Below are 16032 nucleotides of genomic sequence, written 5' to 3'. Positions count from 1 at the left end.
TAAGTTATAAGGGTTTATGACTTAAAGACAAGAAGTTAACTGTACGTGATGTTTCCTTGAATAAAGAAAACCGTAAACGATTAACAACAGCAAGTGAGAGGCGGTTCATGGAGTGTGCACAGTCATTTTGAAAAGTGCTAATTGGGTAAGTCTGACTGAGGTCTAGTGCGAAGGTAGCTTGCAAACTTTGGCTTCCCATTTTTCGTTACACCGTAAAACTTAAAGGTCACCCAACTGCCGATGGCTGGCGGCGACTGGCGGTCTATTTTCGAAAAGCCCGTTCCTAATTTAAATTGAATGCCTTCTCGCGTTTCTATAAGAAGCGACCCCATCATCCCTTTAAAACGACCTTTCCCTGGAAGTTGTGCCAATACTTTCCCTTCTGCATCTTCAAATTTTTTTACTTTGAGTAGCTTGTTGCTTCGCCCTGAGATGTATAGCGCTTTTTCATGATGTAGCATCAAGCCCTCCCCGCCTTCTTGTGTTACCTGATTTAGCTTTTCTACAAGTGCATCAATAGATGTAAGCTTAAATTGAGGGATAACGGCAAACGTTGGGTTAGGGGTAATCTCACTTAGCCTGTTAAGCATGTTAAGCCGGGTTTGAAAAAGCTCACCTGTCATAGGCATGTCAAAGGCCATAAACCTAATTTTAGTCCAGCGTTGCCTTGATACGGAACCTGTTGCTGCAGTAGCGTCAGTTATAGATTTAGTGCTCAATAAAGCGTTGGTAACAGAGTGCAGCTCAACGCTCGTTAACGTTGAAAGCACTATAGAAGCCGTCCGCTCAAACTCTCCTCTTTCTATCCAAAGTTCACCGTCAATAGTGGCTTTTGGCCACTTAGCAGTGAACCACGCGGGCGCAAAAATCTTGTTACCGTTGCGGGTGCGCAGTTCAGACCCGTCCCATCTTGCGCGAATGCCGTCTAACTTTTCGCTCACCCAATAATCGGCTATGTTAATTTCAGTGTCATTGAAATCGTACTGCTTGGCAAGTTGTACCCCATCGACAAATTCTAACTTGTCGTTGGCACTGACAAGACCCGTAACAAAAAACAACCAAAATAAAGTTAAAAAGTATCGCACTAGATTCACCTTTATGCATTAAACGTTACCCACTTCAGCGCTTTCAAAAACAGAGCAAAAACAAAGAAGGCAGAGTAAATTACTCTGCCTTCTCATCTTTTTTAACTGTACGTTGGATAGTTTTTCGTTTAACCCAGGCTTTAATCAGTAATTATATCAATGACAGAGATCAGCACCTCTTCAGCTAAAGCTTCACCAAAGGTTCTTTCTTCATTCCGTCGCATTTGATAAGTCTCTAAACAGGCATTTAACTGCTCATCGGCGGTGCTTACTCCATGAACATCTGCGTTATTAGCTTGCTCAATGCAGTAATCAGTTTGACCTGTCGTAACGGTACTGCAACCGTTTATGCTTGCTATGATAGCAACCATAACAAGTGCGGTGGCCAGAAGTTTTAACTGTCGATTTGTATTTGGATGATTCACAGTAACTTATTCCTTAAGCAAAGATTGCAGACGTTTTTGTCGGCTTAAATACACCTGATGACCGTCGTGCTCTGGCGTCGAAAGGGCCAAAGCCTTATTCACACTCTCCAGCGATTTTTCATATTCACCCATGCGCTCGTAACCATACGCTAGGCCATTATACGCATCTGGAGTCTGCGGATATTTGGCGATGGCGTGTTTAAACAAGTCAATAGCCTTGTCATAGTTCTGTAAACCTACGTAGTGATAACCTAACTCACGAATGACCCATTCCGGTGCTTCCAGTTTTTCGCCTCGCTGTCTTGAAACGCGGGCATAATACTCGCTGATACTATTCACATCGCCAGTGTACTGCTGCGGCATCAAATAGGCTGATAAAAACAGGTGGTGGTAAGCGCTAAAAGTAGACGCGGCAGTAACCAGATTATGCGGGACATCGGCATAGGCTTCATTTTCCCACCTTAAGCCAGCGGGTTGGTTAGCTCGTATTCCAGAAATCATGTCGTTGTAATAAGAACGCATGGGGGCACCTTCATTCCCAATAGACGTATAAATATAATGGTCTAATTGGTTGGCAGATTTTAAGAACGCAACCATCCGCTTTGCAGATGCGCCATAATTCCACCAAACTGCAGCACTGTAAGTAAGCGCGGCGTTAAAAAGCTCAGGTTTTTGGGAAAGCGCGTATAACGCAAATACACCACCTGCTGATGCGCCCTCTATCACTCGAAAGTCATGCACACGATATTTACTCTCTACCATGGGCATAAGTTCGGTGGTTATAAAAGAAAGAAACTTTGCTCCGCCACCACCATAGCCTACTGGCCCGTTTGGATCTTCATTTGCCGTTGGGTAAAGATCTCGAAGACGGTCGGTATTTTCAATCGCTACTATAATCACTTCTGGCGCAGCATTTTGAGATTGGAGCGACTCCAGTACCGCATTCATTACAGGAAGATTGCCCCCACCATCAAGTCGATAAACAACGGGATATTTCTTATCAGGATTTCCCGCATAGCTTTTAGGAAGCTGAACCACCACATCTCGTTGCTCGTTTAACACATGGGATTGGAGTTTCTCTACTTTCAGTTCATAACGCTGACTGTTTGTGTCAGGCTCACTGCTAACCGTAAAACTCGGCAAAGCAAAAAATAATAGGGCAATAATGGTGTGTATATATGACTTCAAATTTAAATCCTTTTATACAGCCCCCCATTTTCTGCAAGCACTATCTTTTAGTGAAGAATTTGAATATCGGCTCGATTGGGGCACGAGCGTCTTGTTTAACTTATGTTTTTAAAGCAGTTTATTAGAACTATCTTTACTCATACGGCTAAATTACTCCGTGTCCTCCACTTTGGCAATACGGGAATTTTTGGCAGACATATCCCCGCCCAAATATTTGGTCAGCGTCGCGTATAACTCCGACCTATTGACTGGTTTCGTAAGGTATCCATCCATTCCTGACGCTAACGCTTTATCTATTTCTTCTACAACTACCGCAGCAGTGAATGCGATAATAGGAATGGTGATATTTGCCTGTCGCAATGCGAATGCAGCTTCAGAGCCGTTCATTTCAGGCATATGCAAATCCATTAAGATAAGGTCGAAATCCTGATTATGCGCGAGCTCTACGGCTTGCTTTCCGTTATTAGCAAGTACTACTTTAAGCCCTAAATCTTCTAATAATGATTTGGCCACGACCTGATTAATGTCATTGTCCTCGGCCACTAGCACGCTAAGATTCGAGAACGACGGTGCATTCACTTGTTCTAAAACGTCAATTGGGCTCTCTGCAATTTCAAACGGCAGCTCGAAATAAAATTCACTTCCTTCACCCTGAGCACTTAGTAGATAAACCGTACCGCCCATTGCTTCAACTAAGCTTTTTACTATCTGTAAACCAAGTCCTGTACCACCATGCATTCGATTTATGCTGCTGTTAGCTTGGGTGAAAGCATCGAATACGCGATCTTGTTCAGAGGCATTAATCCCCTCTCCTGTATCCTTGACAGAAAACCTGACAAATTGATGGGTGTTTGACGATTCTCCTTTAGCCAGACATAACGTGACGCTTCCGTGATGAGTAAACTTTATCGCGTTACTCACTAAATTGTTTAATATTTGAGAAAGGCGCGTTGCATCACCCACTACACTGGTATTCAATTTTTTATCGACACTTATTCGCAGTGAAATGGCTTTGTTCTCTGCTAATTGTGCATAGAAAGCCACACAATCTTTGGCAGTACGTTTTAAGTCGAAGGGAATAGATTCCAATGCGAGTTTTCCCGCATTCAATTTAGAGAGGTCTAAAACGTCGTTCAAAATGCGGTTAAGTGAGAGCCCTGAACGCTGGATCTTTTCCAAATTTGGCCGCACTTTTTCTGTAATTTCATTGGATAACACAACATCAGTCAAGCCCAGAATACCGTTTAACGGCGTGCGGATTTCATGTGACATAGTTGCAAGAAACCGCGATTGTGCAGCCGAAGCTTGTTTTTCACTCTCAAGTGCTCTGTTTAGCTCAAGGGACTTCTTTTTACTCTCCAGCAAGGCTTTCTCCAACTGACTTGCCAAGACATAGATGATTAGGGAAACCACCACATTTGTTAAGCATAACCTTAACCAAAGGGCTTCATCGTAAGGTTTGTCATAGAAAGGGACGAGAAACGTGCAGCTTGCAAGTACCACCATGGCAACAACTCGCCAACTATTAGAGAGCAACAAAATAGGAAATATGGTGGCAATTGGCGCCAAGGTTGCGGGCATAAGTCCATTGCTTATTACCAAATAAGGGGCGACTGGAATTGTGAGTATGGCCCACAATTTTGCCAATAGTTCCTGGTATTTAGGAAAGGTGAGACCTGCTGCTGATATAGAACACCAAGAAAGGCCGAAAAATGATGCCACATAAACGTTATCGGGTTGTTTAATAGCAATAACCGCTAGGATCAATAAAGAAAAACCCAGCAAAATCTTGAAGCCCGCGCTTCGCACGCTCGCAGTGACTTCGCCAAATGATTCAGGTTTTGTGGTGTACTGCTTCGACATTAGGTGTTCTAAAGATGAGTAAATAGCTGATAACACAGTATAAGTACTAAACAGAGTCTCTGCATAAAAATATTGGGGTCAGCGTACTTTTCCCCAGCAATGAACTCCGTCCCGCTCACTCATTCTTGGCCTAAACCTTGCTGCCGAACCTTACTAATATATTGAATAGTAGTGTCTTAAGCCTTGCCTACAGCACTCAAAGGCTTTTAGACTCCCTCTTGTTCCATAGTCTGCACCTGTTTGGTGCGCAAATAAATTAAATAAGGTCACTATGCGCTTAAGTAGTTTTGTTTTATTCGTATGTATATCACTGTCGTCTTTCGCTAACGACGACACCAGCCAATATGGCCCGAAAGATTTTTCAAATGTATCTAACAAATGGACGGCTGTTGTTGCCGCCTACGAGCCCGAAATTGAAGCCATAGATGCTGCATTTGCGGATATAGATGACGCTCAAATTACGCAAACCATCTATATAAAAGGAGTTAAATACCAACTTGGCACCTACAAAGGCGAACCCATCGTTGTATTTAGTACCGGCGTCAGCATCACTAATGCAGCGATGACAGTACAAATGGCGCTGGATTACTTTCCTATTGATAAGTTGGTGATGATGGGGATTGCTGGCGCCATCAACCCTAAATACACCCCTGGTGATATTGCTGTGCCTGAACGCTGGTACTTCCACGATGAATCTGTCTATATTAACCCTAAAAAAGATGACGCTAGCGCCTATGAGTTACCTGACTATTACGCTAAACAACTCGAGTATTACAAAGCGCGCCGGGACACAGATGAGCATGCCCCTAACTATAAAAACATAGGATTTATTCACCCTACTGAAGTCGCCGTTGTGAAAGAAGGATGGGATGCTCGCAAGAGAATGCCATACTTTACTGCCGATAAAGCGTTGTTAGAAATGGCAAAACGTGCGCTCAAAAAGATCCCGCCTATCACTATGCCATCAGGTAAAGAAATACTGGTAGATATAGGTGGTAACGGGGTAACCGGCTCTGTGTTCGTAGACAACGCCAAATATCGCGAATGGCTACGGGACGTCTATACCGCAGATGTAGCTGAAATGGAATCGGCAACAGTTGCACAGGTGAGTTTTGTAAACGATGTGGACTGGCTAATTATCCGCTCAATCAGCGACCTAGCTGGCGGGCAGCACGGTAAAAATGTAGAGAATGTTTTTGACGCAATAGCCTCTGGCACCGGCACCAAACTGCTACTTGGTATACTCGATGAACTCGTAGCAACCGACCCACAATAGATAATAAATGGGGTCAGAGTCTGAGGGATCCCCACGAATTTAATTCCATGTGCCTGCGGCCCAGGCCCGGTCGACTATGGAGCTGTACCATTTGAGTGCAGCTTTCCACTGTCGCATAGTGAATCGTATTCGGCAAGCAACAGCTCTCAGGCCGAGATAGTGGAATGACAGCACGCTTCTGGTGTCGGTATTTGCTTGGAAGCGCCGATGTTTATTCGAAGAGACGACCACCATACCCAGTAGTATTGCCACCAGTGACGCTAACGTAGTCAGCAATACCAGTATTGTTAGACGCTGCTTTTTCACGCTTTTATTCTGTTCATAGCCAAGCCCGAACTTCGTGCTTTTCATGTCTCTAAAGCCTTCTTCAATTTGCATTCGTTGCCTGTAAATGGCCACTACTTGCTTTGATAAGCTTCGATGAGGTGCCAGTGATGTCGCTAATAGCCATGGGTCTTTCGCCCCTTGCGCATGCACTTTTGAGCGTTTTGAGGCTTTACGTGTACCATCTGGATTTGAAGCATGACGCCCTTTAGATTTCTGTTTAAAAAGAACTAGCGTACAGTCAAAGGGATTACTTCTTACTATTTGGCTGTTATCAAAACGCTTCGGACGACAGGTTGCTTGAGTATAGAGATAGCGAATACACTGCCACGTATCTCCTCTATCAAGTGAATAAAGATGTGGCTTACGGATACGTCCAATAATGTCCCATCCAAGTGCCCTAACTGCCCTGAACCAAGGCGATTTATACCCTGCATCGGTAACGATAATGGGTCGGCAATTTGAAGGTAACATGGCGTGTAATGCCTTTAAGAATGCTTTGTGGGTGGCTGGTTTCTCTTTGGTCTTGTTGCAATGCACTTCTTGATAAAGTGTGACGGGCCGACCTTTTAAAGATATTGCCGCGCGTAAAAGAAAATGCGCTTTACGGTCATCTAAATCTGACCAGTCGATTGAGATAACAGGGCGTGTTGTGTTGCCGCAAAATAGTTGGCATATAGATGCATAGATGAGCGGTGTTTCACTTACTAAATGCGGGTTTGAGAGCAAGCGGTCAGCACGTTTAATCCGATGTTTTTCAAAGGCTTTAGTATTGATTCCTCGACCTATGCTGGTTACGGTCGCAGCGCTTCCATTAAGCAGACTTTTGACGCACGCCGTGACCGCACTTAGACGAGTTTTATGCATATTGTAGCTGACAAGCGATACGACATTGTTCACAATAGATAGGGCATTCATGGCTGTTTGGCCTCAGTGATTTTTGGCGATTGATCTGATCACCAAACGTCATGAATGTTCCTATCTTTTTTATCTCGCTGATATCGTTATATTATTTGTGGGGATACCTCAGGGTCAGAGTACATTTTTCGGCAATTAAGCAGAGTAGGTTTTAAAGAAATGTACTCTGACCCCATAATTTTAGGTACAAAAAAGCCCCAAACTATGTTGGGGCTTTTTAAGATTTACTTAGCGTTAAAAGCTTATACGCGCTTAACCGCTACATCAGCTTCGAACTTAGGCTTAACTGCCAAGTCTTCAGAAGGCGGAGCAAACTTGGTTAGGTCAATGCCTGCAACCGCTTGCTTGTACTCTTCCGTTGTTGGGAAGCGACCAAGTACGGTTGAAAGTACTACTAGCGGCGTAGAGCCAAGTAGCGACTCACCTTTCTTCTCTTCAGAGTCAGCTACAACACGACCTTGGAACAAACGAGTAGACGTTGCAATTACTGTATCGCCCGGCTCAGCTTTTTCTTGGTTACCCATACATAGGTTACATCCAGGACGTTCTAGGTAAAGAATGTTGTCGTACTTAGTACGCGCCGCTTCTTTAGGCTTAGCATCGTCGAACTCGAAGCCTGCGTATTTCGCAAGTACTTCCCAATCACCTTCTGCTTTTAGCTCATCAACAATGTTATATGTTGGTGGCGCAACAACAAGTGGTGCTTTGAATTCTACAGAGCCGTTAAGCTTCTCTAGGTTACGTAGCATTTGTGCGATGATTTGCATGTCGCCTTTGTGTACCATACAAGAACCCACGAAGCCTAGGTCTACTGGCTTACCATCGTAGTAAGAAACCGGGCGGATAACATCGTGAGTATAACGCTTAGATACGTCGTCGTTGTTTACGTCTGGGTCAGCAATCATTGGCTCGTCGATTTGGTCCAAATCAACAACCACTTCTGCGTAGTACTTAGCATTGTCATCTGGTGCAAGCGCTGGCTCTTCACCAGACTTAATTTCAGCGATACGCTTATCGGCAAGGTCAATTAGCCCCTGAAGCATATTAGCTTCATTGTCCATACCCTTATCGATCATGATTTGAATACGCGTCTTGGCAAGCTCAAGAGACGCAATCATAGTTTCGTTGTCAGAAATACAGATTGACGCTTTCGCTTTCATTTCTGCAGTCCAGTCGGTGAAAGTAAACGCTTGGTCAGCCAGTAAAGTACCGATTTGTACTTCAATTACACGGCCTTGGAATACGTTCTCACCAGCGAATTGCTTCAGCATTTGCGCTTGTGTCGCGTGAACCACGTCACGGAAGTCCATGTGCTCTTTCATGCTGCCTTTAAAGGTCACTTTCACAGACTCTGGAATTGGCATTGCCGCTTCGCCTGTTGCAAGTGCTAATGCAACCGTGCCTGAGTCGGCACCGAATGCTACACCTTTTGACATACGGGTGTGTGAGTCACCACCAATGATGATAGCGCGGTCGTCTACCGTGATGTCGTTAAGCACTTTGTGAATAACGTCAGTCATTGAGTGATACACACCTTTAGGGTCACGTGCTGTGATTACACCAAAGTTGTTCATGAATGACATAAGCTTAGGAATGTTAGCCTGCGCTTTCTTATCCCAAACCGACGCTGTGTGACAGCCAGACTGATATGCACCGTCAACAAGTGGAGAGATTGTTGACGCAGCCATTGACTCTAGCTCTTGGCAAGTCATTGGGCCCGTGGTGTCCTGAGAACCGACGATATTTACTCTAACGCGCACATCAGAACCAGCGTGCAGTGGTGCATCAGAGTTTACGCCAACCGCATTGCGATTAAAGATTTTCTCAACAGCAGTTAGGCCTTGCCCTTCGTGCGATACTTCTTTAGAAGGTGCGTATACCGCTGGCGCCTCAATACCTAACGTGCGTGCTGCAAAAGACTGTAGCTGCTTACCGAATACTACCGCGTAAGAACCACCCGCCTTCATGAACTCCATTTTTTGAGGAGTAAACGACGCAGACACGTCAGCTAATTCTTCTGAACCGTTGTAAAGCTTCTTCGCTTTGGTATCGATAGTTAACACCGTACCTGTTGCTACCGAGTACGCTTCTTCTAGCACTGGGTCGCCGTTAGCATCGCGAACAATTTCACCGTTTTCGTCTGTTTTCTTAACCCAGTTTTTAAGGTCAAGACCAATACCACCGGTTACATCTACGGTAGTTAGAAAGATTGGGGCGATACCATTAGTACCAGCAACAATTGGCGCTTTGTTTACGAACGGGATGTAAGGACTTGTTGGTTCACCGGCCCATAGTGCAACGTTGTTCACACCAGACATACGTGATGAACCTACGCCCATGGTGCCTTTTTCAGCAATTAGCATTACTTTGGCGTTAGGGTGCTTTTTGCCTAACTCAACGATTTCTTGCTGTGCTTCAGGGGTGATCATGCACTTACCGTGAAGTTCACGGTCTGCACGAGAGTGCGCTTGGTTACCTGGAGAAAGAAGGTCAGTTGAGATATCACCTTCTGCGGCAATATAAGTTACCACTTCAATTTTTTCTGGAACGTCAGGCAGCTTGGTAAAGAACTCAGCTTTTGCATAGCTTTCTAGTACGTCTTTAGCAATCGCGTTACCCGCTTTAAATGCTGTCTCTAAACGCTCAGTATCCGCTTCGTACAGATAAACCTGAGTTTTCAATACTTCAGCTGCTGGTTTAGCAACTGCTTCATTATCAGAAAGCGCTAGGTCTAAAAGTGCTTCTACAGATGGACCACCTTTCATGTGTGAAAGAAGTTCAAGTGCAAACTCAGGCGTAATTTCTTCTACTTGTTCTTCGCCAAGTACAATTTCCTTTAGAAACTGTGCTTTAACAACAGCTGCAGGAGTGGTACCCGGCAACGTGTTATAGATAAAGAATTTTAGAGAGTCTTCGCGGTGCTCGTTTGTTGTATCTTTGATTTGAGCAATAATTTCAGACAGCAGATCTGCACTGTCAATAGGCTTAGGGTTAAGACCTAATTCCGTTTTACGGTTTTCGATCTCTGCCAGATATTCTGAATACAAACTCATATAGTTCTCTCGGTCTTAGTTTTACTTGGGCGTAGTGTTAAGTCGGTCTTAGCTATACGCATATAAAAATGAAGGGTATTTTAACCGATTTTCACGGCTTACGTAATGTTTGCATAAAAAGAGATGGGGTATGTGCGAACCGATATTTTACCTATACATACGCCCTTGAACCTTGTCTCTGTTAGCGTATAAAAAGGACAGAAATGCGAAAAATTGAAATTTTATGCTTTATTTTCATTGCGTTAAAAATTCACTCTGAAATTCACTCTATTGTTTTTGTTTATTATTGAATGACGAACCAAATAAATAACCGTGTTGTATTTATGCCAGACATTTACAATATTTATGGTACTACCAGTACAAATTACATACAAGTTTATCTCTGCACGACCTCTATTGGTCTGACCTTTAATCCTCTGTATTGGTAGTGCTTCACACTAAATCAAAGCGTCGTCCATCACTTACGATGGAGAAATTTTGAAAATTTTTGCATTTTCGCCGTCTGTCAAAACCCAAATATTACCACTTGCATCGACCTTTACGTCTCGAAGTCGTGTCTCTAGTTGGTCGATTATGGGCACGGCTTTCCAACCATTGGCGGCCTCATAAACGGCGAATAAATGCTGTGCTTTGAGTGAACTAACCAGTAACGTATTTTCTAACGACGCGAACGCGGTATGCGCATAAACCGCCATGGAAGAGGGAGCAATAGAAGGCGTCCAATCAACCAATGGGTTTTCCATCCCCTTGTATTGAATGAAAGGAGAAATTCGGGCACCCGAGTAATCGAGTCCTTTAGTAATTACCGGCCAGCCATAATTATTACCTTTTACAATAAGATTTAATTCATCGCCACCATCCGGACCGTGCTCGTGCTGATAGATGTCTCCGTTAAAGTTCACCAGTCCTTGCGGATTACGATGGCCCAAGCTGTAAACGTATGGCGCTTCTTCAAACGCGGGGGATGGCAACGGTTGGCCATCTAGTGTAAAACCTATGATTTTACCTAAATGGGAACTAATAACCTGCGCTTGTTCTCGGTAATCAAAGCCGTCTCCTGTTGTTACGAGATAGCCGCCTTCAGGTAATTTGAGCAATTTACCGCCGTAGTGCACAGGCGTATATTTCCCGTCGTTCACTTCAAAAACAGGCTTGAGGTTTGTAATCCCTTCACTGAAAGAAAATGTCGCTGACACAATCGCCAGCCGATTGTCCTCTGCGGTTCCCTTTGAGTACGATATTAAAAGTTCGCCCGACGTCATGTGGTGAGATTCGCTAAACCCACTAATAACCAGCAAATCAAGTACACCGCCCTGCCCCTCACTGTAAAGCTCGGGCAAAGACAATGAAAATTCCTTTTGCGTTTTTTCACTGGTGACTCGGGTAATCACTCCGTGCTTATGTGAAATTAACAGTGAATTATCAGGCAGCAAAGTCATCGACTTAGGAAAAGCCAGCCCGCCTGCGTGCTCGCGAATAACATAGTCATCTACGCGCGCAAGACAACATTTCACGCTTAGAACAAGCAATATTAAGAGCGCTACAGCGTTTTTTATATTATTCATAACGGACTACTCAAAAGAGTTGGACAACACAGACACAATTGAAAACGAGACTTTTTATCGGATCTCAAAAAAGTCTCGTTCAAAAACCGTGTTAATGAATCTACGTTAAGCCTTATGCGCTTTGCAAGTTATTAGTCGGAGCTGTTCAATCGGTGACTGGCGTTCCGTCGTCGTTAAACTTCGCAATTTTTGCCCCCGTCGACTTCCACTCTTCACGCTCTTTCTCGGTGGCTTTAGGTGAAAACCAACCAACATAGGCATAGAAGATGCCAATGAGAGGCGCGGTCCAGCAGGCAAATGCCAGCGGAATATATAGCAAGTTTTCTAGGTTGCCACCCGACACGCCCAAACCAAGTGCGGATATAACAAATGCTCCGCCTGCATTCCAAGGAATGAGAGGTGACATTAACGTTCCTCCCTCTTCAATACCTCGCGAAAGATTAAGAGTAGAGTAGCCCATTCCGCGGTAAACCGGAGAATACATCCGTCCTGGCAGCGCTACCGACAAATAGGGGTCGCCCGCTACTAAGTTAGTTGAGAACGCCGTACCAACCGCCGCAACCTGCGTACTAGCAAACGTCTTCGCTTTGCTTTTTATCGCATTAATAATACTTCTCAAGCAGCCTGTCGTCTCGAGCGCCCCTCCAAATGCTAGAGCGATAAGCACTAACGAGATTGTCCACATCATTGATTGAACACCACCTCGATTCAGCAATGTATCAATCTCGACGATATTAGTTTGAATAGCATATCCGTTATTCGCATAGTCAAATACAGCCTGAAGGCTTTGCCCTTGCATCACCATCGCAAAAGCGCCGCCCACAACAACACCTGCAAATAAAGAAGGAAGTGGGGAGAATTTCTTTAATGCCAATGCCATAACAACAAGAGCCGGCACCAGTGCCCAACCGGAAATGGTAAAATTAGACTCTAAGGATGTAGTGATCGCCTCAATTTTCACAAAAGAGACACTTTGTGAATCGATTACGAAGTAACCGACGCCGAGATAGATTAGAAACGCAATCAACATCGCTGGGATGGTAGTGGCCATCATATTCTTGATATGTGAAAAAACGTCAGTTCCTGTAACAGCAGGCGCAAGATTTGTCGTATCAGATAAAGGGGAAACCTTGTCTCCGAAGAATGCCCCCGACACCACAGCACCCGCAGTCCAGTACATGGGTATATCAAAACCTTCACCAATTCCCATTAGTGCGAGCCCGACTGTCCCCACACTTCCCCAGCTTGTACCTAGCGATACTGATACAACCGCACAAATAACCATGCCAGCCGCAAGAAAAATTTGAGGAGACAAGGTTTTAAGGCCGTAATAAATAATAGTAGGCACAGTCCCGCTGGCAATCCATATACCGATAATCATCCCTACAACAATAAGAACGCTTACGGACGGTAGCGCTACCAAGATGACTTTAAATATTCCTGCGCGAATATCTAACCATGTGAGGCCAAGATAAATACCGACAAGACTTGTGAGCGCCACGCCAATAGCAAGCGGAATGTGGGGTTCGAACACGCCAAAGTAAAATATCTGCGTGCCTAATATCATCAATGTAAGTACAACTGGCGTTAACGCGAGCAGTAGCTTTGGGGTAGTGTGTTGTTCATCTGACATGCTAGTGCCTTCTAGGTCATAGCTGGGAAACTGAACTTGCCTCTAATTTTGACAGAAGACGAAAGTTAACTTTTCTCCCAGCTAATATATTTCCATAAATATTCGTTAATCTTTACGGACATCTGTGAAGAACAGATCGGTTAAATGTTAAACCAACTTTCCCTCTAACCTTCCCGTTTCGTCGGTATAGCATTGGGTTAAAAAGCCTTTTGCAAAGACTCGATTTGTCGGATGGGCAGCACATTTTAACAAATAAATACCAGTTAGCCTGGCGAGCTGCGCTTTAATAACCTGTGGCGTTGACGAATAAATCAACTGATTGTTGTATGTGGATAAACGTACTATGTTATGTCGTGCACTTTCGATAAAAAATAGCAGCTTGATAGGTCAAACCTACATTTTATCTATAACAAGGACCGGAAGCTTTTTGGCTAAAACAATGAAAAAATTCTTACGACATACATTTTTTGTTTTCATACTCGCATGGGCCGCAGGCTTTATATTAGCGAGTATTTTTCACACAACGGCGGTATTGACGGAGCTTACAAAGATTGACGTTTCTATTGGGTTTAGCGACTGGCTTTTCATGATAAGGCAAGATTTACTGGGGCTCCTTCCAACCTATGGCGTTATTATCGCGGTGACACTCGCCCTTGCCTTTTTCATTACGCAGTACCTTATCGATCGTATTTATAGCAGGCGAACTGAAAGTGCACCATTCCCTACCCGCTTAGCATTGTTTTCATTAGCTGGAGCCGTGTCTTTTGGAATAATGCTCATGGCAATGCAGCCTATTCTTAACGTTACGCTTATCGCTGGCGCTCGTTCTTTAGCTGGTTTACTAGCGCAGTGTTTAGCAGGGCTTATTGCGGGGTGTGTCTTTGCCTACTTAGGTAATAAATTTAAAGCAAAAACATAAATAATATTGATAGTGCCGAATAAATTAACACAGATGTAAATAAAAGGTTAAGTTTGGTACTGTATAACGAATGCCTAATTACCATGCCCTACTAGGAACAAGCATTATGATAACTTATCCTGATAACGTGACCTGTCTAGCCGACTACATTGAACATGTAATGCACCAGTTTGCCGATAGGCCCGCTTACACGGCACTTGGACAAACCCTCACGTTTGCTGAAATAGATAGCAAATCGTCTGCACTAGCGCGATATTTTGTTCACGAAGCTAAACTTGCCCCGGGCACTAAAGTAGCCATTCAACTTCCTAACTTAATTCAAAATCCCATTGCCGTATATGCAGCATTACGAGCGGGTTTAGTGGTAGTCAACACCAACCCCCTTTATACAGAAAGGGAAATGAAACATCAGTTTACTGACAGTGGTGCAAAAGCCTTGGTCATTCTTGGCGATTTACTTCCAAAGTTCAACAGCATACAGACTGAAACAGACATCAGTACAGTCATCACTACATCTGCAACTGAACTTTTAGACCCTAACACAGCACCCTCGCTTGACGGTACGATATCACTAAGTAAAGCAATCGAAATAGGAAGTGAGTTACCTCAATTCGAACGCCCTTCTATAAATCTAGATGAGCTTGCTATGTTGCAATATACAGGGGGAACCACAGGTGTATCTAAGGGAGCGGCTTTAAGTAACAAGAACGTGCTAGCTAACTGCATTCAAATGCTAGAGCGCATCGGAGAAGGCTTTAAAGACGGTGAAGAAGTGCTTGTATGCCCGCTACCTCTTTATCACATTTATGCATTCACGGTAGGTATGATGGCGCTATTTGCTAAGGGTACGCAAATCATCCTTATTCCAAATCCACGAGATATTGACGGCTTTATTCAAACACTCAAGCCACACAAGATTTCTGCTTTCATGGGTATTAATACCTTATTTGTTGGCTTAGGGCGCCATCCTGAGTTCTCGAAATTAGATTTCTCTAAGCTTCACCTTACTATGTCAGGGGGCACCGCCCTTACTCAGGCTGCCGTTTCCATATGGCAAGATGTTACCGGCAACACCATTACCGAAGGTTATGGTCTTTCTGAAACGGCGCCTGTGGTTTCATTCAACATCCCCGGAAAAGAAGAAATTGGCACGGTAGGTCATGAATTAGAAGATACCGAAGTGTCACTATTAGACAGTTCAGATAAACCTGTGGCCGAGGGCGAGTCTGGGCAGATAGCAGTGCGCGGCCCCCAAGTTATGATGGGTTATTGGAACCGGGATGACGAGACCGCTAAAGTAATGACCGAAGACGGTTTCTTTAAAACCGGGGACATTGGTATACGCACCGAGTCAGGCGCTATAAAAATCGTAGACCGCTTAAAAGACATGATTATTGTTTCTGGCTTTAACGTTTACCCCAATGAAATTGAAGACGTTTTAACCACGCACCCTAGCGTAATGGAAGCAGCCGTCGTGGGCAAACCTGATGACAAAACGGGTGAAAAGGTTTGTGCCTTCATTACTGTATCTGCCGACGTATCTACCGACGACGTTATCGAACACTGCAGAAAGCAATTAACTAATTATAAGATCCCAAAATCTATTACTATTCTTGACGAGCTACCTAAATCTACCGTTGGTAAAATTTTGCGAAGAGAACTTCGCTCCGCATGATAAAAAAAACAGCCGTTTAAGTATTTTCTTAAACGGCTGTTTTTCTCTAAAAATCAGTTTATTACTACGAAAGAATAACCTCCAAAAATTGTAAATTTGCTCAGTTGT

Annotated in this window: 11 protein-coding genes; 3 read left to right on the top strand and 8 right to left on the bottom strand. The window is 44.0% G+C overall.

Annotation, left to right across the window (positions count from 1 at the left end; genetic code table 11):
• Positions 1-137: 137 nt before the first annotated feature.
• The 4 genes from ACM0P2_RS03315 to ACM0P2_RS03300 form a co-directional block, all read right to left on the bottom strand.
• Positions 138-1085 carry a DNA ligase gene (locus ACM0P2_RS03315; RefSeq protein ID WP_159118371.1) on the bottom strand — a complete coding sequence of 316 codons (948 nt, stop codon included), beginning with the start codon at positions 1083-1085 and terminating at the stop codon, positions 138-140.
• Between the two features lie 140 nt (positions 1086-1225).
• A complete protein-coding gene (locus tag ACM0P2_RS03310; protein ID WP_173359610.1) occupies positions 1226-1510 on the bottom strand; it encodes a DNA ligase in 285 nt (94 codons plus the stop codon).
• A gap of 6 nt (positions 1511-1516) precedes the next feature.
• Entirely contained in the window at positions 1517-2698 is a 1182-nt protein-coding gene (locus tag ACM0P2_RS03305) for an alpha/beta hydrolase-fold protein (protein WP_419227272.1), read from the bottom strand.
• A gap of 150 nt (positions 2699-2848) precedes the next feature.
• Entirely contained in the window at positions 2849-4561 is a 1713-nt protein-coding gene (locus tag ACM0P2_RS03300) for an ATP-binding protein (protein ID WP_419227271.1), read from the bottom strand.
• A gap of 271 nt (positions 4562-4832) precedes the next feature.
• Between ACM0P2_RS03300 and ACM0P2_RS03295 the strand changes: the two genes are divergently transcribed.
• On the top strand, positions 4833-5837 hold the full coding sequence (locus tag ACM0P2_RS03295) for a 5'-methylthioadenosine/S-adenosylhomocysteine nucleosidase (RefSeq protein ID WP_159118367.1): 1005 nt from the start codon (positions 4833-4835) through the stop codon (positions 5835-5837).
• Positions 5838-5876: 39 nt separating this feature from the next.
• On the opposite strand, the gene ACM0P2_RS03290 is transcribed toward ACM0P2_RS03295, so the two are convergent.
• From ACM0P2_RS03290 to nhaC, 4 genes are all read right to left on the bottom strand, one after another.
• Positions 5877-7079 (bottom strand): IS4 family transposase, encoded by a 1203-nt coding sequence (locus ACM0P2_RS03290; RefSeq protein ID WP_419226736.1) that lies wholly within the window; start codon positions 7077-7079, stop codon positions 5877-5879.
• Between the two features lie 242 nt (positions 7080-7321).
• Complete coding sequence (locus ACM0P2_RS03285) at positions 7322-10132, bottom strand: bifunctional aconitate hydratase 2/2-methylisocitrate dehydratase (protein ID WP_159119511.1); 2811 nt, start codon at positions 10130-10132, stop codon at positions 7322-7324.
• Between the two features lie 461 nt (positions 10133-10593).
• Positions 10594-11697 carry a PQQ-dependent sugar dehydrogenase gene (locus ACM0P2_RS03280; protein WP_173360112.1) on the bottom strand — a complete coding sequence of 368 codons (1104 nt, stop codon included), beginning with the start codon at positions 11695-11697 and terminating at the stop codon, positions 10594-10596.
• A 145-nt stretch (positions 11698-11842) separates the two neighbouring features.
• Positions 11843-13330 carry a Na+/H+ antiporter NhaC gene (nhaC, locus tag ACM0P2_RS03275; protein WP_159119513.1) on the bottom strand — a complete coding sequence of 496 codons (1488 nt, stop codon included), beginning with the start codon at positions 13328-13330 and terminating at the stop codon, positions 11843-11845.
• 439 nt (positions 13331-13769) lie between these two features.
• Between nhaC and ACM0P2_RS03270 the strand changes: the two genes are divergently transcribed.
• Positions 13770-14249, top strand: coding sequence for a hypothetical protein (locus ACM0P2_RS03270; RefSeq protein ID WP_201282658.1), 480 nt, complete (start codon positions 13770-13772; stop codon positions 14247-14249).
• A 106-nt stretch (positions 14250-14355) separates the two neighbouring features.
• A complete protein-coding gene (locus ACM0P2_RS03265) occupies positions 14356-15924 on the top strand; it encodes an AMP-binding protein (RefSeq protein ID WP_159119514.1) in 1569 nt (522 codons plus the stop codon).
• Positions 15925-16032 lie beyond the last annotated feature (108 nt).

It is taken from the genome of Alteromonas sp. OM2203 (assembly GCF_048517045.1).
Classification (GTDB): Bacteria; Pseudomonadota; Gammaproteobacteria; order Enterobacterales; family Alteromonadaceae; genus Alteromonas; species Alteromonas gracilis.
This window is presented reverse-complemented; position numbering and strand designations above follow the sequence as displayed.